18 protein-coding genes are annotated in these 23,220 nt (G+C 60.7%); 10 read left to right on the forward strand and 8 right to left on the reverse strand.

The window, feature by feature from the left end; translation table 11 throughout:
* Positions 1 to 383: 383 nt before the first annotated feature.
* The 5 genes from C7S18_RS06635 to C7S18_RS06670 all read right to left on the reverse strand — a co-directional run bounded on the left by C7S18_RS06635 (position 384) and on the right by C7S18_RS06670 (position 10,648).
* On the reverse strand, positions 384 to 2,402 hold the full coding sequence (locus C7S18_RS06635) for a M13 family metallopeptidase (RefSeq protein ID WP_106890819.1): 2,019 nt from the start codon (positions 2,400 to 2,402) through the stop codon (positions 384 to 386).
* A 182-nt stretch (positions 2,403 to 2,584) separates the two neighbouring features.
* On the reverse strand, positions 2,585 to 6,340 hold the full coding sequence (metH, locus tag C7S18_RS06640; RefSeq protein ID WP_106890820.1) for a methionine synthase: 3,756 nt from the start codon (positions 6,338 to 6,340) through the stop codon (positions 2,585 to 2,587).
* On the reverse strand, positions 6,340 to 7,266 hold the full coding sequence (locus C7S18_RS06645) for a metalloregulator ArsR/SmtB family transcription factor (protein WP_106890821.1): 927 nt from the start codon (positions 7,264 to 7,266) through the stop codon (positions 6,340 to 6,342). The genes metH and C7S18_RS06645 overlap by 1 nt, the downstream gene beginning before the upstream one ends.
* A gap of 177 nt (positions 7,267 to 7,443) precedes the next feature.
* Positions 7,444 to 10,257: a M48 family metalloprotease gene (locus C7S18_RS25105; RefSeq protein ID WP_206207989.1), complete on the reverse strand. Its 2,814-nt coding sequence runs from the start codon at positions 10,255 to 10,257 to the stop codon at positions 7,444 to 7,446.
* A complete protein-coding gene (locus tag C7S18_RS06670) occupies positions 10,250 to 10,648 on the reverse strand; it encodes a BlaI/MecI/CopY family transcriptional regulator (protein WP_106890825.1) in 399 nt (132 codons plus the stop codon). The genes C7S18_RS25105 and C7S18_RS06670 overlap by 8 nt, the downstream gene beginning before the upstream one ends.
* Before the next feature lie 217 nt (positions 10,649 to 10,865).
* Here C7S18_RS06670 and C7S18_RS06675 point away from each other — a divergent pair, with 217 nt between their 5' ends.
* The 10 genes from C7S18_RS06675 (at position 10,866) to C7S18_RS06720 (ending at position 20,107) form a co-directional block, all read left to right on the forward strand.
* Positions 10,866 to 11,261, forward strand: a complete 396-nt coding sequence (locus tag C7S18_RS06675) for a hypothetical protein (RefSeq protein WP_106890826.1) — start codon at positions 10,866 to 10,868, stop codon at positions 11,259 to 11,261.
* 43 nt (positions 11,262 to 11,304) lie between these two features.
* Positions 11,305 to 11,994 carry a Sir2 family NAD-dependent protein deacetylase gene (locus tag C7S18_RS06680; protein WP_106890827.1) on the forward strand — a complete coding sequence of 230 codons (690 nt, stop codon included), beginning with the start codon at positions 11,305 to 11,307 and terminating at the stop codon, positions 11,992 to 11,994.
* Positions 11,995 to 12,470: 476 nt separating this feature from the next.
* A complete protein-coding gene (locus C7S18_RS06685; RefSeq protein ID WP_106890828.1) occupies positions 12,471 to 14,024 on the forward strand; it encodes a 2-isopropylmalate synthase in 1,554 nt (517 codons plus the stop codon).
* A 4-nt stretch (positions 14,025 to 14,028) separates the two neighbouring features.
* Complete coding sequence (leuC, locus tag C7S18_RS06690) at positions 14,029 to 15,438, forward strand: 3-isopropylmalate dehydratase large subunit (RefSeq protein ID WP_106890829.1); 1,410 nt, start codon at positions 14,029 to 14,031, stop codon at positions 15,436 to 15,438.
* Complete coding sequence (gene leuD / locus C7S18_RS06695; RefSeq protein WP_106890830.1) at positions 15,435 to 16,010, forward strand: 3-isopropylmalate dehydratase small subunit; 576 nt, start codon at positions 15,435 to 15,437, stop codon at positions 16,008 to 16,010. The genes leuC and leuD overlap by 4 nt, the downstream gene beginning before the upstream one ends.
* Complete coding sequence (leuB, locus tag C7S18_RS06700; RefSeq protein WP_106890831.1) at positions 16,007 to 17,077, forward strand: 3-isopropylmalate dehydrogenase; 1,071 nt, start codon at positions 16,007 to 16,009, stop codon at positions 17,075 to 17,077. The genes leuD and leuB overlap by 4 nt, the downstream gene beginning before the upstream one ends.
* A gap of 136 nt (positions 17,078 to 17,213) precedes the next feature.
* Positions 17,214 to 17,795: an anthranilate synthase component II gene (locus C7S18_RS06705; RefSeq protein ID WP_106890832.1), complete on the forward strand. Its 582-nt coding sequence runs from the start codon at positions 17,214 to 17,216 to the stop codon at positions 17,793 to 17,795.
* The gene (gene trpD / locus C7S18_RS06710) at positions 17,795 to 18,832 is read left to right on the forward strand and encodes an anthranilate phosphoribosyltransferase (protein WP_106890833.1); all 1,038 of its coding nucleotides are present in this window, start codon (positions 17,795 to 17,797) and stop codon (positions 18,830 to 18,832) included. The genes C7S18_RS06705 and trpD overlap by 1 nt, the downstream gene beginning before the upstream one ends.
* Entirely contained in the window at positions 18,829 to 19,617 is a 789-nt protein-coding gene (gene trpC / locus C7S18_RS06715; protein ID WP_106890834.1) for an indole-3-glycerol phosphate synthase TrpC, read from the forward strand. Before trpD ends, trpC begins: the two co-directional genes overlap by 4 nt.
* A gap of 85 nt (positions 19,618 to 19,702) precedes the next feature.
* The gene (locus tag C7S18_RS06720) at positions 19,703 to 20,107 is read left to right on the forward strand and encodes a hypothetical protein (protein ID WP_146151798.1); all 405 of its coding nucleotides are present in this window, start codon (positions 19,703 to 19,705) and stop codon (positions 20,105 to 20,107) included.
* 76 nt (positions 20,108 to 20,183) lie between these two features.
* Here C7S18_RS06720 and C7S18_RS06725 read toward each other — a convergent pair whose 3' ends face one another.
* Genes C7S18_RS06725 through C7S18_RS06735 form a run of 3 tightly spaced genes read right to left on the reverse strand, consistent with a single transcriptional unit; the run spans position 20,184 to position 23,142 of the window.
* Positions 20,184 to 21,209, reverse strand: coding sequence for a cytochrome d ubiquinol oxidase subunit II (locus tag C7S18_RS06725; protein ID WP_106890836.1), 1,026 nt, complete (start codon positions 21,207 to 21,209; stop codon positions 20,184 to 20,186).
* A complete protein-coding gene (locus C7S18_RS06730; RefSeq protein ID WP_106890837.1) occupies positions 21,206 to 22,573 on the reverse strand; it encodes a cytochrome ubiquinol oxidase subunit I in 1,368 nt (455 codons plus the stop codon). Before C7S18_RS06730 ends, C7S18_RS06725 begins: the two co-directional genes overlap by 4 nt.
* Entirely contained in the window at positions 22,570 to 23,142 is a 573-nt protein-coding gene (locus tag C7S18_RS06735) for a GbsR/MarR family transcriptional regulator (protein WP_106890838.1), read from the reverse strand. Before C7S18_RS06735 ends, C7S18_RS06730 begins: the two co-directional genes overlap by 4 nt.
* Positions 23,143 to 23,220: the final 78 nt, after the last annotated feature.

A 23,220-nucleotide genomic window follows, 5' to 3' on the forward strand; every position in this document is an offset into this window, starting at 1 on the left:
GAACGGTGATGCCGCAAGATTGGTTTGGGCCTGAAGGCCCTCCCACAAAGGGGAATCAATCGCGCGGCAAGGATGCTTCGGGCCTTAAGGCCCGGCGGTTTTTGTGGGAGCGGCTTCAGCCGCGAACGGTGATGCCGCGAGATTGGTTCTGGCCTGAAGGCCCTCCCACAAAAGGCGGACGGTAATGCGACAAGATTGGTTCGGGCCTGAAGGCCCTCCTACAAGCAGTAGGTGGTCTTGCCTTGATGCGGCAAACAAGCGACACGGATTCGGTCCTGAGGGGCCTTCTGCCAGAGATCGGGACCGATCCGCTGAGCAGCCCAAGAAAAAGGCCCTCGGGATCACCGAGGGCCTTCATGCTGACTGCTGCGTGATTTAGTGGATTACCAAATCCGCACGCGCTTCTCTTCGGACCGCACCATCGGGTCGCCGGCTTTGCAGCCAAACGCGCTCGCAAATGCGTCGATATTGGCGAACGGTCCCTGCACTCGGAACACGGCTGGCGAATGCGGGTCGGTGTTGAGCCGCAGTTTCAGGTCCTGATCGGTGTGCAAACGGCGCCAGCCTTGCGCCCACGCATGGAAGAAGCGCTGGTCTGGCGTCAGGCTGTCGATCTTTTCGTTCGATTGGCCTTCTGGCGTCATCTTGAACGCGTCATACGACACCAGCAGGCCACCGAGATCGGCGATGTTTTCGCCGAGGGTCAGCTCACCATTGACGTGTTTATCTTCAATGGCGACGAACTCATTGAACTGCTCGACCAGCTTCTTTGTACGGGCCTCAAAGGCCTTGCGGTCTTCGTCCGTCCACCACATGCGGAGATTGCCTTGGGCGTCGAACTGGCTGCCTTGGTCATCAAACCCGTGCATCAATTCGTGGCCAATGACGCCACCGATCGAGCCGTAGTTCACGGCGTCGTCGGCGTCAGCATTGAAGAACGGGGGCTGCAGAATGCCTGCCGGGAAGGCGATCTCGTTCTTCAGTGGGTTGTAGTAGGCATTCACCTCGTGCGGCAGCATACCCCACTCGGTGCGATCGACCGGCTTGTTGATCAGACCATACTGGCGTTTGGCTTCGAACGTGCGCGCCGCCTGGATGTTGTTCCAGTAACTGTTGCGCGACACCGTGAGGCCTGAGTAATCACGCCACTTGTCCGGGTAGCCGATCTTCGGTGTAAACGTGGCGAATTTGGCGAGCGCTTGTTCCTTGGTCGCGTCACCCATCCAGTCAAGCTTCTGCAGCCGCGCCTTCAATGAGGTCTGCAGATTGTTGACGAGTTCGAGCATGCGCTTCTTCGAAGCAGCCGAAAAGCGCTTTTCAACGAATGCTTGCCCCAATGCCTCGCCAAGCGCGGTATCGACCTGATCGGCGACGCGCTTCCAGCGGGGACGGAGTTCCTTGGCACCACGAAGCGTTTTGCCATTGAAGTCAAAGCTGGCGTCGACAAAGTCCTTGCTCAGATAGTCGGCCGCATTGTGCACGAGGTTCCAGCGCAAGTACGCCTTCCAAGTGCTGATCGGCGTGTCACCGAGCGCTTTGTCCATTTCGGCAAAGAACTTCGGATGCGAGAACGAGAACGTCGTGATGTCGTCGCGGCCGATGGCTTTGAACAACGCCGCCCAGTTGTAATTCGGGGTCGCCTTGCTTGCGTCGGCAATCGTCGAGATGTTGTAAAAGTTCGCCGGGTTGCGCAGTTCGATGTTCGTCAGCGACGCATTGGCGAGGCGTGTTTCCAACTGCATGATCTCGGCGGCGTCCAGGCGTGCCTGATCGGCAGGCGTGCCAGCGAGTTCCAACATCTTGGTCATGTGGTCGAAGTACTTGGCGCGCAGCGCCACCGAGTCGGCATCGGTCTTGGTGTAGTAGTCGCGATCTGGCAACGCCAGTCCGCCTTGCACGGCATAGGCAATATTCGTGGTGGAGTTCTTCAGGTCGGCTTCTTTGCCGAGACCAAACAGCACGCTGTTGCCGCGGCTCTGCCAGTCGTTGATCAGGGCCACGACGCCCGCGCGGTCGGTCAGCGCGTCGATCTGCTTCAGCTCCGGATCAATCGGTGCGCGGCCAGCTTTCTCGATTGCCGCTTCATCCATTGCGGCCGCATAGAAATCGCCGAGTTTCTGTTCGTTCGAACCAGGTTTGGCGTTCTGGTTGGCCGCCGCACTTTCCAGCACGCTCTTCAACGTTTCGAGATTGCGCTCATTGATTTCGTTGAACACCCCCCAACTCGAATACTCGGCGGGAATGGTGGTGGTCTTCAGCCAGTTGCCGTTGGCATGCTGATAGAAGTCGGTACACGCCGGAACACTGGTGTCAAAATTCTTGGCGTCGAGCGCTGGAAACGCGAGCGCCGGGCCGGCGACCAACGCGCTGGTCAGCGCGAGCGACAGTAAACGAATACGCATGGGTCTGAATTCCTTGAGATTAGCCCCCAAACGCTAGCAAATCGCTGGCATTGGCCACAGTGCCTGAGGTCACGATCCAGCGCCGCTGCCATTCCAGCAGCGACGTTCCAGCACGACCATTCACCAATCCGAACGGCCGGATCTCGGTGCCATTGCCGAATCCTGGCACGAGTGGCCGCAGACTAGTTTTCGGGATCGTAGTCGAGAATCGGGGCAAGCCAGCGTTCGGCTGTTTCCAATGTCATGTGCTTGCGCTTTGCATAATCAATGACCTGCTCCTTGCTGACCCGGCCGACCACGAAGTACTGACTGTTCGGGTGCGCGAAGTAGTAGCCGCTGACGCTGGCCGCCGGGTACATCGCGAAGCTCTCGGTCAGTGAGATACCCGTGTTGCGCTCGGCATCGAGCAACTGGAAAATCTTGTCTTTCTCGGTGTGATCCGGGCAGGCAGGGTAGCCGGGCGCGGGCCGGATGCCGTGATATTTTTCGGAGATCAGTGCCTCGTTATCAAGGGCTTCATCCGTGGCATAGCCCCAGATCTGCGTTCGGACACGCGCATGCATGGCCTCGGCCAACGCTTCAGCCAAGCGGTCGGCCAACGCTTTCAGCAAAATGGCCGAGTAGTCATCGTGGTCGGCCTCAAAGCGCGCCAGGTGCGGTTCGATGCCAAGACCTGCCGTGACTGCGAACGCGCCAATCCAGTCATCGCCTTGATCGGAGATGAAATCCGCCAGGCACATATTGGGGCGTTCAATCGGCTTGTCGACCTGCTGGCGCAGAAAGTTGAGCGTTCCAAGCAGCTGCTCGCGGCTCGCATCGGCATAGACGTCCACATCATCGCCACGGCGACGGGCGGGCCACAGCCCGATCACGGCCTTGGCCGCAAGCCAACCGTGGGTGCAGATTTGCTCCAGCATCGCCAGCGCATCGACATGGAGTTGCCGGGCTTCCTTGCCGACGACCGCGTCGTCCAGAATCTCTGGATAGCGGCCAGCCAACTCCCAGGTTTGAAAGAACGGGGTCCAATCGATGTATGGGATCAATTCGCGAGGCGGCACCTCCAACACGTGCACGCCCGGCTGCTTGGGCGCGATGGGCGCGTAGCCTTGTCGCCAGGCACGTTCCCTGGCGGTCTGAAACGGAATCAACTTCTTGCCATCGGCCTTGTCGCGGTGCCGCTCCCGCACGTCTGCATACTCCTGGCGAATCCGGCTCAGAAAGCTCTCGCGCTGCGTGTCGCTGATCAGGTTCTGCGCGACACCAACGGCACGCGAAGCGTCTTTGACCCACACCACTGGCGCCTTGTAAAACGGCTCAATCTTCAAAGCTGTATGCGCACGCGATGTTGTTGCGCCGCCAATCAGCAACGGCTGACGGAAGTGCTGACGCTCCAGCTCGCGAGCCAGGTGATGCATCTCGTCAAGTGATGGCGTGATCAATCCACTTAGACCAATGATATCGGCGCCCTCTTCGCGGGCTCGGTCCAGAATCGTTTGCGCCGGCACCATGACGCCCAGGTCGATGACCTCGAAGTTGTTGCAGCGGAGCACGACGCCGACGATGTTCTTGCCGATGTCGTGGACATCGCCCTTGACCGTGGCGAGTACGATCTTGCCATTGCTTTTCGGCGCTTCGCCAGATCGAAGCCGTTCGGCCTCGATGTATGGGATTAGTTGCGCGACGGCCTTCTTCATCACGCGGGCCGACTTGACGACTTGCGGCAAGAACATTTTGCCTGCACCGAACAGGTCGCCGACCACATTCATGCCGGCCATCAACGGACCTTCGATCACGTTGAGGGGGCGGCTGGACTGCAATCGCGCCTCTTCGGTGTCGGCCTCGATGAACGCATCCAGGCCATGGACCAGCGCATGTTTTAGCCGCTCAACTACCGGCAGATTGCGCCAGGAGTCGGCGTCCGACGCCACGTCGGCCTTCTTGCTGCTCTGGTTCTTGAAGGTATCGGCGATCTCCAGCAACCGTTCCGTTGAGTCGGGGCGTCGATTCAGAACGACATCTTCCACGCGCTCACGAAGCTCAGCCGGAAGATCATCATAGATCGGCATCGCGCCCGCATTGACGATGCCAAAATCCATGCCGTTTTTGATGGCGTGATAGAGGAACACGCTGTGGATCGCCTCGCGCACCACATTGTTGCCGCGGAACGAAAAGCTGACATTCGACACGCCACCCGAGATATGAGCCCGCGGGAAGCGCCGCTTCAATTCAGCGCAGGCTTCAATGAAGTCGAGCGCGTATCGATTGTGCTCCTCGATCCCAGTCGCGACGGCAAAAATATTTGGGTCGAAGATGATGTCCTCGGGCAGGAACCCGACCTCGTCGACCAGCAGTTGATACGAACGGGACAAGATCTCGACCTTGCGCGCAAACGTATCGGCCTGGCCTTGCTCATCGAACGCCATGACGACGACCGCGGCGCCATATCGATTCAGCAGACGCGCTTGCGCAAGGAAGCTGGCCTCGCCTTCCTTCAGCGAGATGGAATTGACGATCGCCTTGCCTTGCACGCACTTCAAGCCAGTTTCGATCACGCTCCATTTCGAAGAGTCGATCATGAATGGCACGCGGGCAATGTCCGGCTCGGCAGCAATCAAGTTCAGGTAACGGTGCATGGCCGCTTCGGAATCGAGCAGGCCTTCGTCCATATTGATATCGATGATCTGCGCGCCGCTTTCAACCTGTTGCCTCGCAACATCGACGGCAGCGTCGTACCGGTCGTCCTTGATCAGCTTCCGGAATTGCGCGGAGCCGGTCACATTCGTCCGTTCACCAACATTGATGAAGTTGCTCGCGGCGTCGATGCGCAGCGGTTCGAGCCCGGCCAGACACGTGATTTCCGGCGGCGACACCGGCTGGCGTGGCGGGAACACCGATACGGCCTCGCGGATTGCCTTGATATGCGCAGGGGTTGTGCCACAGCAACCACCCACCAGATTGAGCAAACCTTGGCTCGCAAAGTCGCCGATGACTTCGGCCATCATTTCGGGCGTCTCGTCGTAGCCGCCAAAGGCGTTCGGCAGGCCGGCATTCGGGTGCACGCTGACCAGGCACTCGGCGGCGCTGGCCAGCACATCGAGATGGGCATGCAGATCTCTTGCACCCAGTGCGCAATTGAGCCCGATCGACAGCGGGCGCGCGTGGCGCACTGAGTACCAGAATGCCTCAGCGGTTTGGCCGGACAAGGTACGCCCGGATTTGTCGGTGATCGTGCCGGAAATCAGCACGGGCCAGCGCACGCCGCGCACGGCAAATACTTCCTCAATCGCAAACAAGGCCGCTTTGGCGTTCAGCGTATCAAAGATCGTTTCGACCATCAGTACGTCGGCGCCGCCATCGAGCAGACCGTCGGTTGCTTCCCGATATGACGTGACCAGCGTGTCGAAGTCGACATTGCGCATGCCGGGATTGTTGACGTCGGGCGACAGCGATGCGGTGCGATTGGTGGGGCCCAGCACGCCAATGACAAAGCGCGGCTGATCTGGTGTCTTGGCTTCCATGGCCACGCACTCGGCTTTTGCGAGCAGGGCACCGGCCACATTCAGTTCGCGGACGAGGTGTTCGAGCTGATAGTCAGCCTGACTGATCGAAGTGGCATTGAACGTATTGGTTTCGATCAGATCGGCGCCCGCCTCCAGATAGGCGCGATGGACTTCCTGAATCAGCTCCGGGCGGCTCAAGTTCAACAGATCGTTGTTGCCTTTGACATCGCAGTTGCAGCTTGATTCGGCATGGTCATGTCGATGGTCCGGGCCGTGCGCGTCGGGTCTGGCGAATCGTGCGCCGCGATAGCCGGCTTCGTCCAGTTTGTAGCCTTGCAGCATGGTACCCATCGCGCCGTCGATGATCAGAATTCGGCGGGCAAGCGCATCTTTGAGCTTTTGGACGCGGTCAGGAAAGGCGTAGGGCAGGGTGTGCATCAGGACTTCCGGGCGAGCAAGGTAAGGACTTCAAAATGCGGAGGGCGGCGTTCGCGCGAACTGATCTCGCAGTCCAGCACTTCCAATCCATGCTTGCGGCACAGACGGCGCAGCTCCTCGGGCTTGAAGCCAAGGTTCAAGTGGTCGTAGGTTTCGGCGGCCTGCTTGTGTTGATGGGCGTTCAACGTCATCGCGAGCAAGCGGCCGCCAGGGCGCAAGACGCGTGCGGCTTCGGCGATTACCTGATTCGGGTCGTCGCTGTAAGTCAGCGCGTGCATCAACAGAACCAGATCGAATCGGGCCAGTTCGAACGGCAGTGCATGCATGTCGCCAGCCTCGACCGTGACATGACGAACGCCCTTGAATCGTGCTCTGGCGACTTCGATCATGCGCTCATTGCTGTCCAGGCAGACGATGCTCCGCGCATGCGGCGCCAACAGTTCGCCGAGAACGCCATCGCCAGACGCGACGTCGAGCACATCACCGAGTTCAACCAGGTGCATGATGCCGCGGGCCAGCGCTTCCCACGTACGGCCTGGGGAATAGTGCCGCTCCATTGAGCCGGCGACGCTGTCGGCCCAGCCCTCTTCGCGGGCGCGTTTCTTGAGGACTTCCGGAAGTCGCTTCAGATCGTCGTCGAGGAGCGCGTCGTCCACAATCTGACGCGTTGTGGCCCAGAAACTAGCGCTGGCCTCATCGAGTTCGGCATTGAACCGGTAATAGGCGAGCACGCCAGCCCGTCGGTCACGAACCAGATCGAGCTCTTTCAGCTTGGCGAGGTGCGTGGAGACCCGCGGCTGAGCCAACTGGGTGATCTGCGAGAGTTCGGCAACGGTCAGTTCTTCCCGTTCCAGCAGGACAAGAAGCCGCACCCGGGTGGCATCGGACAACGTCCGGAACAGGCTGGAGCAATAGCTGAGATCCACAAATATCGTTCTATCGCGATGAAAAGATCAAGCGACAGTAGCGGGCCCGGCCTTGTGCAGTCAATCCAACGATCGTGAAGACGGGCAGTTCACCGCAAATGCGGGGCGCCCGAATACGAGAACGCCGGCCTGGCGGAGCCTGACCGGCGTCGTGGGCGGAGGGGGCAGATTGGCGCGTCAGTTCACGCGTGCCAACGCCGCTTCGGCTTCATTGCGCTCGAAGGTGCTCATTTCTGCGGTCACCGCCATGAACGCGGACCGGGTTTCTGGGTCCGAGGGCATCACGGGCGCGAGTTCGGTCAGCACTTCGCGGCGCTCGAAGTCGGAGCCCATGGCTCGAACCGCATCGAGCACTGTCTTGGTGCGCAATGCATCCATGTCACCTTGGTCGATCAGGCTCAGCAGCGCTTCGCGGCGCTCGAAGTCTGAGTCGAGACGGCTGATGGCCTGACCAAAGGCTTCGGTGACCGCCGCTGAGGCGGGCAGCAGCGGGGCAACCTGTTGCAACAGCGTGCGGGCTTCGAAGTCCGATTCAATCAGTTTCGTTGCCGCCAGTACGCGCAGAATCTGGGTCCCATCCTTGGGTTGAAGCTCCAGAAGGCTTTCGAGCGCGGTGCGGCGTTCGAAGTCGGAAGTCATCGACTCGATGACTGCAAACCAGGCTTCAGAACCGATAAGTCGAGCGCCCAAGTGATCGCTCGCATTTTCGAGCAAGGTGCGCTTTTCGAAATCCGACGTGCGCTTGGCCGTCAACTGAAAGACATGCGCCAGTTCCGAATCGCCAAACGTGCTGTGGGCAAACAGCGCTTCGATGCTGCTTCGGAACTCGTAATCCGAACTGGTATCCGCGGCGACATCAACCACTTGGTTCAATGTTGCGCCACTCAGATTCGTGTTCTTGGCCAAGGCAACCAAATGCTCGCGCCGCCCATAATCGCTATTGATGCTCTTGATTTGCGATATGGCGTTCGCGACACCGCCTTGCGTGAGCCAGCGCTTGACGCGCGGTTCGGCGTTAAAGCCCGACTCTTTGACGACCGTTGGCAGCGTCTGGCCGAGCCACGTCGTGGCACGCGCGTCAAATGTCTGCTCATCGCCATCGACCCAGAAGCGACGCTGGATGGTGCCGTTGTTTTCGCGGAATTCCACTTCGCGCTCAACGCCATCGTGCTCATGCGTGATCGACAGGCGTGCGCCCTTGCTCATGCGAACAACGTCGCTTTCGGCGTCATTGAACTCGTACTCGCCCCTGCCGACAAGGCTTAGCGATTCGTTGTCATTGCTGAGCTCGATCGATTGCGAGGCGCCAAACCAGAGGGCGTCTGAATCGCTGATCCGGATTGAGCTGTACCTGCTGTCGGCCGGGGGCGCCGGCGGCGCTGGCGGTGACGGTGGTGTCGGTGGTGCTGGTGGTGCCGGTGGTGCGGGTGGTGCAAAGCCAGTTGGCGGGCTCGGCGGTGATGGCGGACTTGGTGGTGATGGCGGACGTGGTGGTGCCGGCGGGGCTGGCGGTGCTCCGAACGCCCTGGCAGAGCGGCCTGGCGTGCCGGGAGACGGTGCAGGCGGTGCGATCGCATCCGTTGCAGCCAAAGGCGCCGTTGCCGCCATTGGCGCCAAGCGCGCCCGCTCTGGCGTCGGCTTGGGAGCTGGAGACGGAGTTGGCGCGGGCGCCGTCCTTGGGGTTGCGTTCGTCGGCTTGGGGGCCGGAATTGGCGCTGGGGCGCTGATTGGCACTGCCTCAGCAACGGGCGTTGTCGCGTCATGGCTGCGCTGCGCTTCGGAGTGGCTCAGTGTCGGCATCAAGATGGCGGCACTCAGGATGAGGCCGACCGCCGTGCCGTGTTGCCAGCGTGTGTTGGGACGTTCCTTGTTCATGATCGTGCTCCCTTGCAGTAAGGATTGAACGCGCTTCAGCAGGCTGCCTTCATCAGACAGCATGGTGAGCGCGAGGCTTTGTTGGTGCTGTTGGTCAACTTGCTCGGCACATGCCAACAGCGCATGGGCGAGGGCTTTGCCATCACCGAGGCATTGCGCCGCCATCGTGTCGGCATGACGTTCCGCAAATGCTTCCAGTTCTAGACTCGCGTGCCGACTCCAAGGCGTCCACCACACCCGTGTGACGAGCAGCGTCGCCAGACGCCACATCGGATCACGTCGCTGCAGGTGCGCCAATTCGTGTGCGAGTACGGCCTGTCGTGTTCCCGGATCGCGCAGCGAGAGCACCCACGAGGGCAGGCGCAGCAAACGGATCGGAACGAGCGCTGGGCTCAGCCAATGCGGGTCCGCACGAAGCTCCGGCTCACGAACGCGCAAGCGACGCGCCAACACGGTCAATTCGCGCTCGAGTTCTGGATGATTCGGGTCGGGCAGGCGGCGTGTGACGTGGTTGAGATGCCAGGCTTGGCGCGCCAGCCGGATGACCTGGAGCAGTACCCACGCGAGTGACCCGGCAGCAAGCAGGCGGAGCCACATGACCGACAATTCTGTCGGTGCGGTCGAGTCGCGGCGAATCGGGGAGGCGGTGGGTCGTGTCGATCTCGGGGCGGCGCCGGGCAGCAAAGTCACGTTTCGAGCGGCGGCTGACTGGGCGCGACGGGCATCGCGTTGTGCCGCAAGCTGGGCCTCTTCAGCTAACCGGCGCGCTTGCCAAGCGGGCAGCATGCCGCTTTGTGCATCCGACACCGTGCGAATGGACGCAGCGTGGTTCGGTGTCGGCCAAGTCGCGCTGACCGCCGGCACGTCCGCCGCCATGTCCCGATTCGATTCAGCAACCGACAGTCCCTCGATCGCAAAAGGCCGCCACGCGTTTGGCCAAAACAAAGCCAGCGTTGCAATCAACACGGGCGCGAACAATGCGAACCGCCAGCGCCACTCCAGCGCATGACTACCCGGTTGCCCATGGCTGCCAAACCGATGCATGACGCCTTGGCAGAGCCAGGAGAGAATCCACACCGCGGCAAACCACCACACCAGATGCTGGAGTTCAGTCATGGCTCTGCTCCTGATCCTGCAACAGTTTTCGCACCGCGTTCAGATCGGCGGCCTTGACCTCCTGCTCACTAACCAAGTGTGCAACGAGTGCATTCGCATCGCCGCCAAACAGGCGGTCGAGAAACTCGGACACCATCGAACGCTTGATGTCGGACTCGGCGACGGATGCGTGATAGATCAGATGTTTGCCGTCGCGGCGTGATCGGATCAGGCCCCGCTTTTCCAGGCGGTTCAACAAGGTGCCCACGGTGGTATGCGCCAAATCACGGCTTTCGGCCAATTCGGCCGCGACGTCGCTGGTGCTGGCTTCACCGCGCTTCCAGATGGCGCGCAGGATTTCCAGTTGCAGGCCGCTCAACGGGCTCAGGTCTTCGGTTTCGGCTTGGCTCATGGGGCAAAGGGCCTCGGGTCTGATCTACGACAGGTGTCGTACGACATTTGTAGGAGATGTCCGATCAGAACGCAAGCGGGCCGGAAGTCATGGGGGCAGCGGGTCGATCTGGTCGCCTATCGAACTTGTACCGACCAGGAATAGACTACCTGTCCCGATCTGGAATCCTGGGAGTGGGTTAGTGGGCAAAGTCAGTTTTGTAGCAGCCATGTGCGTCATGGCTGGCTCAAGTTTGCTGCTTGGTGGGATGGCAGCCTATGAAAACCTTGAGTTCTGGTGGGATGGCCGGGCAGCCGTCATGGTTGGCAACGACCCTGATCTCGAGCGCGCCGCGAAAGTGCAACAGTTTGATGCCATGCGCGCTGATGTGTCGTACCAAACCGATACCGGCACCATTCAAGTGGCAGACAAGTATTTGCCGTCCGAGTTGGTGCGACGACTGAGTCAGGGTGGGTCGATCCCGATTCGCTACCTGGAAAGCGATCCCGATACGATTGAGTATGCGGGCAATCGTCTGCCGAATCCTTGGATCTGGTTGATCGTAGGAGTTGTTGCATTGGTATTCGCTGTGATCGCGTGGCGAAAATTGCGGCAAGAGTTCCGGGGCGAATGATGCGGTCTACGCCCGGTGCTATCGAATATTCAGGGCCAAACGCATGAGCCGGTCAAAGATTGTCGTGTTTACCGGTGCAGGTGTTAGCGCCGAGAGTGGTCTTCGGACTTTTCGCGATATGGGCGGACTGTGGCGCGAGTATGCGCTTGAGGAGGTGGCGTCTCCGGAAGGCTGGCGTCGTCGACCTGATGTCGTGCTGTCCTTCTACAACGAACGGCGGCGTGCGGTGCTGGACGCCAAGCCCAATGCAGCGCATCTGGCCATTGCGGCGCTCGAAGCAAAATTCGATGTTCAGATCGTCACGCAGAACGTCGATGATCTGCACGAGCGCGCTGGATCAACTCAAATCCTGCATGTTCATGGCGAGATCCTGAAGGCGCGCAGCACCGTAAATCCGCGTTTGGTGTACCCGCTCAGCAAGCCAACAATCGATTTGGGCGATCATTGCGAGTTGGGCAGCCAACTGCGTCCGCATATCGTGTGGTTTGGTGAATCGGTTCAGCACTTAGATGTTGCTGCGGCGCTGTTTGCGGCAGCCGACAAAGTGTTGGTGATCGGGACGTCTTTGTCGGTTTATCCGGCGGCGGGACTGGTGCACCATGCCGGTGACCATGCCGAGAAAGTGCTGGTTGCACCGGAAGTCGATACTTTGCCGCCAGGATATCGGTTTCGGTGTGGCACAGCCGTTAGCGTGGTGCCGGAGTTGGTTGCCGAGTGGTTTGCCAAAACGTGAACTGTGGCAAGCGTGTTCGCTTCTTGTGGGATGGCCTTCAGGCCTGTTCGCTTTCTGTAGGAGCGCTTTCAGGCCCGAATCCAGCTTGCGGCGAGGTCGATTCGAGACTGCAGCCGATCCCATCAGAAAACCGTGCTTTGTAGGGTGACCGTCAGTCCCGAAACGATCTTGCCGTACGCAAAATCGCCCGGTTCCGGGGACCCTAACCCGTTGCAATCGTTATAAGACATGCCTTGACGTGACGCAGCGCAGCGTGAGAGTTTCGAACCCATGACGCACCTCTCGCAACCGCTGACGGCCGCAACGACGGCGATCCAACCGGATCGCGCGCGCCGTTCTGCGCGAATTATTGGCCTCCTTCTTAGCCTTCGCACATCGCGGGGTTGGATGGTGCTGTAAGCGACAAACGCGCACCGGATCACCAAAACCCCGCACCGGCAACGATGCGGGGTTTTTCTTTTGGAGCAATCGATGACATGACTGACCGACTGATCATTTTCGACACCACCTTGCGCGACGGCGAACAGAGCCCGGGCTGCAGCCTCAATCGAATGCAGAAGCTCCGTATGGCCGAAACCCTGGTGCAACTCGGGGTGGATGTCATCGAGGCGGGCTACCCGAATGCCTCGCAGGACGATTTCGATGCCGTCCACGCGATTGCGCAACTTGCCCAGGGCGTGACTGTCTGCGGTCTGGCGCGCTGCAACGAGGCCGATATCGAAGCCACCGCCGCTGCGATCTTGCCTGCGGCATCGAGCCGCATTCATGTTTTTATCGCAGCGAGTCCCATTCACCGCGAGATGAAGCTGAAGATGAGTCGAGCGGAAGTCGTTGAGCGCGCCGTCAAGGGCGTCCGCCAGGCACGAGCGCGCTGCGCCGATGTGGAATTCAGCGCCGAAGACGCCACACGTGCCGAACCCGACTTTCTGGTCGAACTGTTTTCGGCGGCGATCGCAGCCGGTGCGCGGACCATCAATGTGCCCGACACCGTGGGCTTTACGACGCCGAGCGAGTATCGGGAGTTGATTCGTTTGCTCCGCCGTGAGGTGCGCGGCATCGAGCATGCGGTGATCAGCACGCATTGCCATAACGACTTGGGTCTGGCGGTGGCAAACAGTCTCGCCGGTGTTGAGGCGGGTGCCCGCCAGATTGAGTGCACGCTGGGCGGTATCGGCGAGCGCGCAGGCAACGCGGCGATGGAGGAAATCGTCATGGCGGTGCGGACCCGGGCGGACCAGTTCGGCGTTCACACCCGCATCGTCACGCCAAAGATCTACGGTGCGGCGCGCACGCTCAGCTCCCTGATCGCCCAGCCCATTGCGCGCAATAAGCCGATTGTGGGGCAGAATGCGTTTGCCCATGAGTCGGGCATTCATCAGCACGGCATGATTGCCGATCGCAGTACGTACGAGATCATGAAGCCGGAAGACATCGGCGTACCGGGCTCGCAACTGATTCTCGGCAAGCACAGTGGTCGAGCCGCCGTGAAAGACCGCTTGAGTCAGCTGGGTTACGATGTGCATGAAGCGGAAGTTGAGCCGCTGATGGTGCGTTACAAACATCTGGCCGATCGCAAGAAAGAAGTCTTTGATGCCGATCTGGAGGCGTTGTATCTGGGTGTGGATCCGAATGACACCCAGCCTTGGACATTGCACAGCCTGCATGTGAGCACCGCCGTCGGCAACAGCGCCGAACCGACTGCCAGCATCAGCCTGCGCAGCGCCGACAATCACGTGGTGCGCGAAGCTGCAGTCGGTGATGGCCCGATCGATGCGATTGCTCGTGCGACCGCCCGTGCGACGCAACTGAGCTTCAAACTGATCGACTACAGTGTACAGAGCGTGACTCAGGGCGGCGATGCCCAGGGACGCGCGAATGTGCGCGTGCAGTTCGAAGGGCGCGAGTATCGTGGGCAATCGGTGAGCACCGATGTCATTGAGGCCTCGGCGCGCGCGCTGGTCGATGCGATCAATCGCGTCGTATCGGTGACTGCGGCGCGGCAACGAAATCTGAAAGCAACAGGAACCTGATCGCATGTCCGGAACGACCTTGTTTGACAAGATCTGGAACGCACACTTGGTTGAAGCGCCGGTAGATGGCCGGCCGGGTGTGCTCTACATTGATCTGCATCTGATTCATGAAGTGACCTCGCCCCAGGCGTTCAGCGTGTTGCGCGCCAATGGCTTACCCGTGCGCCAGCCGGCGCGAACCGTCGCCACGCTTGATCACTCGACGCCCACCTTGCCAGCCGATGCCAGCGGCAAGCCGCCGTATCTCGATGCCGCCACCGAAGCGCAGGTGCAGCAACTCCGGGAGAACTGTCGGGAGTTTGGTGTCGCGATTCATGACTACGATTCGCCAGCACGTGGCATCGTGCATGTGATGGCGCCTGAGCTTGGCCGGACGCAGCCCGGCATGACCATCGTCTGCGGTGATTCGCACACGAGCACGCATGGCGCGTTTGGGGCGTTGGCGTTCGGCATCGGCACGACTGAAGTTGGCCACGTTCTGGCGACGCAGTGCTTGTTGCAGCAAAAACCGAAGACCATGGCCATCGACGTGACCGGGACGCTACCGGCAGACGTCAGCGCCAAGGACCTGATCTTGCACATCATCGGACACATGGGCGTCGCGGGCGGCACGGGCCACGTGGTGGAGTACCGGGGGCCGGCCATTCGCGCGTTGACGATGGAAGAGCGCATGACGGTCTGCAACATGTCGATCGAGATGGGGGCGCGCGCCGGTTTGATCGCGCCCGATCAGGTCACGTTTGACTGGCTGAAAGGTCGTCCCGAAGTGCCGTCTGGTGCCGATTGGGATCGTGCTACCACTGCCTGGTCGGCATTGCAGACCGATCCTGATGCGCGTTTCGACAAGGTCGTGACCATAGATGCCGCGGCGGTGACGCCGAGCGTGACGTGGGGCACCGACCCGGGCAAAGTCGTGGCGTTGGGAGATCGCTTGCCAGAGGCGAAAGATGCGGCCACGCGCAAGGCGATGGATTACATGCAGGTGCAAGCCGGGCAAAGCATGCTCGGCGTGCCCGTGGACGTGGTCTTTGTCGGCAGCTGCACGAACTCACGCTTATCTGACTTGCAAGCGGCTGCGGCCGTGCTCAGCGGTCGACGCGTTGCCGAGCGCGTGCGCATGCTGGTGGTTCCAGGTTCGGAGCAGATCAAGCGCGACGCCGAGGCCGCTGGTCTGCACGAGGTCTTTCGCGCTGCCGGTGCGGAATGGCGCGAGCCGGGCTGTTCGATGTGCATCGGCATGAACGGCGACATCGCGAAGCCAGGGCAACTCGTGGTCAGCACGAGCAATCGCAATTTCGAGGGTCGGCAAGGCAAAGGGGTCCGCACCGTTTTGGCCAGTCCGGCCACTGCGGCGGCGTCGGCGGTAGCGGGTGCGATCGTGGATCCGCGCGCATTTCAGGGAGCGGCAGCATGAAGGCGATTCGATCCATCTCCGCACCCGTGCATGTGCTGGACATCACCAATATCGATACCGATCAGATCATTCCCGCCCGTTTTCTGACGACGACGGCGCGTGAAGGTCTGGGTAAATTTGCTTTCAACGATTGGCGCTACCAGGTGGACGGCAGCCCGAATCCAGACTTCTTTCTGAATCGGCTGCCCGCAGATCAATCCCTGATTCTCTTGGCAGCAGACAACTTCGGTTGTGGCTCGTCGCGCGAGCACGCACCCTGGGCGTTGCTCGACGCGGGCATTCGCGCCGTCATCAGTACCCGAATCGCCGACATTTTCCGCAACAACTCGTTGAAGAACGGCCTGCTGTCGATAGTCGTGACACCGGAGCAATGGCAGGCCCTGCATGCCCGTGCGGCGGCACCGCTGACGATTGATTTGCAAGCCGAAGAGATTCGCGCTGGCGACTTGACGGTGCCGTTCAAGATCGATGGCTTTGCGCGTGCTTGTCTGCTCGATGGCGTCGATGAGCTGGGCTATTTGTTGCAACGTGCCGAACTGATCTCGGCCTTTGAAACCCGGAGGGCCGCGTGAGCCGTCAGATTGTCGTGTTGGGAGGCGACGGTATCGGCCCGGAGGTGACCGCGGCCGCCGTCACGGTGCTGCGCTCGGTTGATCGCCGCTTTCATCTGGATCTACAGTTTGCGGAGCATGCATTTGGTGGTGCTGCGATCGACGCCCACCAGGAACCACTTCCAGCCACCACGCTGGCAGCCTGCCAGCAGGCGGACGCGATCTTGCTCGGCGCGGTGGGCGGCCCGAAATGGGCGAACGTGCCAGTTGCGATTCGACCCGAGGCCGGGTTGCTCGCTTTGCGCCAGGCGCTCGGCTTGTATGCGAATGTGCGGCCACTCAAGGTGCATGAGGCGCTGCTCGATGCGTCACCGTTGAAGCGCGAGCGGATCGAAGGCACTGATCTGGTCGTGGTGCGTGAGTTGACGGGTGGGATTTATTTCGGACGCAAGGCGCGCGAAGGCGGCGCTGCTATTGACGAATGCCGCTATACGGTCGCCGAGATCGAGCGGGTGACCCGGCAGGCCGCGCGCCTCGCGCGCACTCGGCGCAGTCGGTTGTGCTCGGTCGACAAAGCGAACGTGCTGGAGACGTCGCGGCTCTGGCGTGAGACGGTCACGCGAATCATGGCGGCGGAATTCCCTGACGTGGCCATTGAACATCTGCTGGTCGATGCGATGGCGATGTATCTGGTCAGTCGACCGCGCGACTTCGATGTGATCGTCACCGAGAACCTGTTTGGCGATGTGCTGACCGACGAAGCGGCGGCCATTGCCGGCTCGCTTGGCGTCATGCCGTCGAGTTCTTCCGGCGATCATGGCCCGGCACTCTACGAGCCCATCCATGGCTCGGCACCCGACATTGCGGGGCAGGGTGTCGCGAATCCGATGGGCACGATTCTGAGCGCGGCGATGATGCTCCGGCACAGCTTTGCACAGGAGGAAGCAGCAGATGCCATTGAGGGAGCGGTCGCCAAGGCCATTGCCGAGGGATTCTTGACGCGCGATTTGGGTGGGCGCTGCAGTACAGCGGAAGTGACTGCGAAGGTCGTCAGCTTGCTTGAAGCCCACGTGAAGGCGGCGGCCTGAATGCAGTAGGGTCATGATCCCGCCGGCCCGGCAGACCGCCAAAAGGCAGGTTGCCGGGCCTTTATGCCCAAACCGATCTTGACAAGCTCCCTCCGGGCGGCGAGCCTGAGCAGCTTTCCAGGCTTGGTCCGGCACTATGCTCTTGATGATCGACAACTACGACAGCTTCACTTACAACCTCGTGCAGTATCTGGGGGAATTGGGTGAGGACGTGCGCGTGTATCGCAATGATGCACTCACCGTGGCCGAAGTCGCGGCGCTGAATCCAGACCGCATTGTCATCTCGCCCGGGCCTTGCACACCCAACGAGGCCGGCATTTCGCTCACCCTCATCGAGCAACTTGGCACTCGGTTTCCGATTCTCGGCGTGTGCCTCGGGCACCAGAGCATTGGCCAGGCGTTTGGCGGCAAGGTCATCCGCGCGAAGCAGATCATGCACGGCAAGACATCGATGATTCACCATCGCGGGCAAGGCGTATTCACCAGTCTCCCGCAGCCGTTCGAAGCCACGCGCTATCACTCGCTGGTGGTCGAGCACGCCTCGCTGCCAGCGTGTTTGGAAGTGACGGCCTGGACGGAGCATGCGGACGGCAGCTTTGACGAGATCATGGGGCTACGCCATCGCGAGTTGCCGATTCAGGGCGTGCAGTTTCATCCGGAGTCGATTCTGACGCGATCCGGCTTGCAGTTGCTCGACAATTTTGTGCGGGGGCGCTAATGCCCATTACTGCCCAAGAAGCGCTGCAGCGGACAATCGAACACCGCGAGATCTTCCATGACGAGATGGTTGATCTGATGCGTCAGATCATGCGCGGCGAGGTGTCGCCCGTCATGGTTTCGGCGATCCTCACGGGTCTCCGGGTGAAGAAGGAAACGATTGGCGAGATCGCCGGCGCGGCGCAAGTCATGCGCGAGTTCGCCGCGAAGGTCGAATTGCCGGATCGACACAACCTGGTCGATATCGTCGGCACCGGCGGTGACGGCGCGCACACGTTCAATATCTCGACTGCCAGCATGTTTGTGGCGGCAGCAGCCGGTGCCCGGGTGGCGAAGCACGGCAATCGCTCGGTCAGTTCGAAATCGGGTGCCGCTGATGTGCTGGAGGCGCTTGGTGCGGTCATCGAACTGCAGCCCGAACAGGTTGCGGCCGTGATGACGGAGACCGGCGCTGGATTCATGTTTGCGCCAATTCATCATCCAGCGATGCGCAACGTCGGGCCCGTGCGCAAAGAACTTGGCGTGCGGACGATCTTCAACATTCTCGGGCCGCTGACCAACCCTGCGGGCGCGCCGAACATTCTGATGGGCGTCTTTCATCCGGATCTAGTTGGCATTCAAGTCCGCGTGCTGCAGCGCCTCGGTGCCGAACGCGCGCTCGTCGTTTACGGCCGCGATGGTATGGACGAGATCACGCTCGGCGGCAGCACGCTCGTGGGCGAACTCAATCAGGGCGAAATCCGCGAGTATGAAATTCACCCGGAAGACTTTGGGATTGCAATGAGTTCGAGTCGCAAGCTGAAGGTCCTAAACCCCAAAGAGTCGATGCAGATGCTGCAATCAGCGTTGGCCGGCGAGCCGGGGCCGGCGCGCGAGATCGTCGCCCTGAATGCCGGCGCGGCGCTCTATGCCGCGCAGCGTGTCGGTTCGATTCAGGAAGGCATCGCCGCCGCGCGCTCGGCCATGAGCAGTGGTGCAGCCAGTCGCAAATTACAAGACTACATCACCGTCAGTCGGCGCCAGGGAGGCAAGTCGTGAGCGATATTCTGGAACGCATTCTGGCGCGCAAGCGTGAGGAAGTGGCCGCCCGTTCTGCCGTTGTGGCAATGGCTGACGTTCAAGCGCGGGCGATGGACCAATTGCCGACGCGTGGATTTGCGCAGGCCATCGCGACGCGCGTGGCCGCGCGGCAGCCAGCCGTTATTGCGGAGGTCAAGAAGGCGTCGCCTAGCAAAGGCGTCATGCGCGAGCGCTTCGTGCCCGCCGAGATTGCTCAGCAATACGAAGCCGGTGGTGCGGCCTGTTTGTCCGTGCTCACTGACGTCGACTTTTTTCAGGGCAGCGATGCTTATCTCCAACAAGCTCGGGCGGCATGCCAGCTACCGGTCTTGCGGAAGGATTTCACGATCGATGCTTATCAAATCTACGAAGCTCGTGCGCTCGGTGCAGACTGCATTCTGCTGATCGTGGCCGCACTACCGGATTCCCGGCTACAAGAATTCGCGGAGCTTGCGCAGCGCCTTGGCATGGACGCCTTGATCGAGGCGCATGATGCCGATGAGTTCGCCCGAGCGCTAACCACGTCGGCGACACTGATGGGCGTCAACAACCGCAATCTGCGGACGTTCGAGACGCGCTTGTCGACCAGCCTGGATCTCGTCACGGCATGTCCCAAGGACCGGATCTTTGTCGCCGAGAGTGGGATTCATACCCGCGCCGACGTCGCCACGCTGCAGGCGGCCGATATCCACGCGTTCTTGATTGGCGAAGCCTTTATGCGCGAGCCGGATCCCGGTCGTGCGCTGCAAACGTTGTTTGCCTGAGGCGCGAACGGCAAGCGTGGCGTCGTAAGTTCGAATGGGCGTCACGCATCAAAACCATGAGTCATTGCCCATTTCGAGAGGTCCTGTGTTGAAGCGTGTCGTTGTCCTCGCCGCGATTGCGGTGCTTGGAATGTTGATCATGCGGCTGGTGAACGGACCAGAGCGCATCACTGCCGAGATGGTGGTTGCCAAGGCGCATGGCAGCATGACCTTTCCCGTCGATCTTGGGGATGACATGTTCATCGACCGCATCGAGTCCGAGGGGAACGCCGTCGTGTCGACGGTCAGCATGCGGAGCATCGAGATCGGCCAAGACCGAGAGATGTTCGCCGACGCGCTTCGCAAGGCGTCGATCTCGGACAGCTGCCGCGAAATGCAGTCAATGAAAGACGCCTTCGCGCGCTCTGGGCTGACGTTGGTCAAGCAATACATGGACAAGAACGGCGACCTGATCGTGCGGGTCAGCATTGGCGCAGCCGATTGCCCCTAGTGCATCGCGCGGGGCGGGGACCGATATTCCGAGTGGTGCGAGCCCGGACGTCATCCGGACTCGCAGTCAGCAACACTCAATAGTGCAGCAACCCGGTCTTGCCCTTGAACACGCGGAACGTGTACCAGCTGTAGGCCACTATGACGGGCAGTACGAACAGCGTGCCGTACAGAATCACTTTGAGCGACTCGGGCGCGCTCGCGGCTTGCCACAGGTCGATCTGGTCGATGACGAGAAACGGAAACACGCTGTACGCGAGTCCGTAGAACGCTAGCATGAAAATGCCGACGCTCGCTGCGAACGGTACCCAATCGCCGTAGGCGTTCTGTTTGCCCAGGCGCTCGGGCAAACGGCGCAGGCTGCGGTCGGTAATGAAAAATACCAGCAGTGTGGTCAGCGGAATGGGCATCAGCAGAAATAGATAGGGCAGGCTGAACCACTTCTCGGCGATACGGCTGCTAACCCAAGGCGTCGCCAAGGAAATCAGCAGCACGCCGAGCGCGACCCCAATCAGCGCGCGTCGTGACCAGACCACCGCCCTGAGCTGCAGGGCGCCTTCGCATTTCAGAATGAGCCAGGTGCCACCAAGCAGCATGTAGCCGGATGGCAGGCACAGCGCGATCAACGCGGCAAAACCGTACGCTGTGGCGCTTTGTTCAAAGCCCAGCACATATCGGCCGAGCATGTAGCCCTGTGCCATTGCGGCGATCAACGAGCCCAGCGCGAATAGCCGGTTCCAGCGTGGACGCTCCGGCTCGGGTGCCTTGCTGCGAAAATCAAACGACACGCCGCGCAGAATCAATCCGACCAGCATGATTGCGACAGGCAGGTACAGCGCGCCTAGAATCACCCCGTGCGCCAACGGAAACGCGACCAGCAGCACGCCGACTCCCAGCACTAACCACGTTTCGTTGGCATCCCAGAACGGACCAATTGCGCTGACCATCAAGTCCTTGTCGCCGTCGTCGGCTAATGGCAGCAAGATGCCGATACCCAGATCGAAGCCATCGAGAATGACGTAGGCGAGAATTGCCAAACCCATCACGGCGGCGAAGATCACGGGTAGCCAGTCGTTGAATGATTGCAATGCGTGCCCGCTCATGAGGTCGCTCCGGTTGGCATGGCCACGGTAGTCTGCTTGCGCGCCAAATGGCGGATCACGCCGATATACGCGATCAGCAGGAACATATAGACGGCCAGGTAGATCAGTAGCGTACTGAGCACCATCGGCGTGGGGATCGTGGCGCGTGCGTCTTCGGTCCGCAGAATGCCCGTGACCAGCCAGGGCTGGCGGCCGATCTCGGTCACGTACCAACCTGCCAACGTCGCGATCCAGCCGGAGAAACTCATCCAAGCGAGCACGCGCAGGAGTTTGGGGTACTGATCGAGGCGCGCCGGATCCAGTCGTCGCCAAGGCTTCCAGCGCCAGAACGCATAAAGGCCCGTGAGCAACATCAGCACGCCCATTCCGACCATGATGCGGAACGCAAAGAACACGGGCGCGACGGGCGGATGGGTGTCCGGAAAGTCGTTCAGGCCTTTAATTTCGCCCTGCCAGTCATGCGTCAGATAGAAGCTCGCGAGATTCGGAATCGCGACTTCGTAGTGATTGCTGCGTGTCTTGGCATCGGGCCATGCCAACAGCACCGCATCCGCGCCATTCGTCGTCTCCCAGATGCCTTCCATGGCGGCCAGCTTGGCGGGCTGGTGACGCAGCGTGTTCAGACCATGCAGGTCGCCCAGCAGCATTTGGGTCGGTACCAGCAACACCGCCATCCAGGCGCCGAGACGAAGCATCACCTGGACATCGGTGCCGCGCTGCTGCTGCAGCCATCGATACGCACTGATGCCCAGAATCAGAAAGGCTGACGTAATGCCGCTCGCGACCAGCATGTGCAGCATCCGGTACGGAAAGCTCGGGTTGAAGATCACGGCTGACCAGCTCACGACATGGGCGACAAGTTGGCCGGTCGCATCGGGACGCATTTCGTGACCTGTCGGTGTCTGCATCCAGGAGTTGAGGGCCAAAATCCAGAACGCGGACAAGCTGGTGCCGATCGCGACCAGTGCGGTGGCAACGGTGTGGATGCGATGGCCGACCCGGGAGAGGCCGAACAGCATGATGCCGAGGAAGCTCGCTTCCAGGAAGAACGCGGTCAGGACTTCATACGCAAGCAATGGGCCCGCGACATTACCGACCTTGAGCATAAATCCAGGCCAGTTCGTGCCGAACTGAAAGCTCATGGTGATGCCGCTGACGACGCCTAATGCGAAGCTCAGGGCGAATACTTTGACCCAGAACCGATACGCATCCATCCAGTGCTCGGACCCGGTTCGATGGAAGCGCCACTTCAGGAACAGCAGCACCCAGGCGAGCGAGATGGTGATCGTCGGAAACAGAATATGAAAGCTGATGTTGGCGGCAAATTGCAGTCGGTGCAGCAGGGTGGGGTCGATGTCGCTCATTTGGCGTCCTCCTTTGACTTGCGGCCGATCGGCTCTGTGAGCTTGTCTTTCATCAGCAGGAGCTTTTGCGCGGCCGCGCCCATCTTCATCAGCTGCCTGAGTGTGCGCTCGTCGAGTTGCTGCAGATCGTTGAACCAACTCGTCGACAACTCAATCAGCTCGTACATCGCCCGCATCCTGCCTTGGGCATGACGATCAGGTTCGTTGTCGGGATGGTGCAGCAGGGCGTCTCTGAGCATGCTGAGTGTGGGGTCGACCTCGCGTTTGCGGCGTTCGTCGGCCAGGGTTCGGAAGATGGTCCACACATCTTCTGGCGCGGCGAAATACTCGCGGCGATCGCCCGGCAGATGCAGCAGCCGAACGAGGCGCCACGACTCCAACTCTTTCATGCCCATGCTGACATTGGAGCGCGAGAAGCCCAGTGACTCGGCAATTTCATCGGCATTCAGCGGTCGGGCACTGACGTAGAGCAGCGCGTAAATCTGGCCGACCGTGCGATTGATGCCCCAGCGCGAGCCCATTTCGCCAAAGTGGAGCACAAAGGATTGAACCAAGGGGGTAAGGTTCATGCGTTTTGACTTCCATCAAAGTGTTGATATCAAGAACGTTCAAGAATTACTGAAAAGTCTAACCGAGAGTCGGTGTTT

It is taken from the genome of Ahniella affigens (assembly GCF_003015185.1).
GTDB classification, from domain to species: Bacteria; Pseudomonadota; Gammaproteobacteria; order Xanthomonadales; family Ahniellaceae; genus Ahniella; species Ahniella affigens.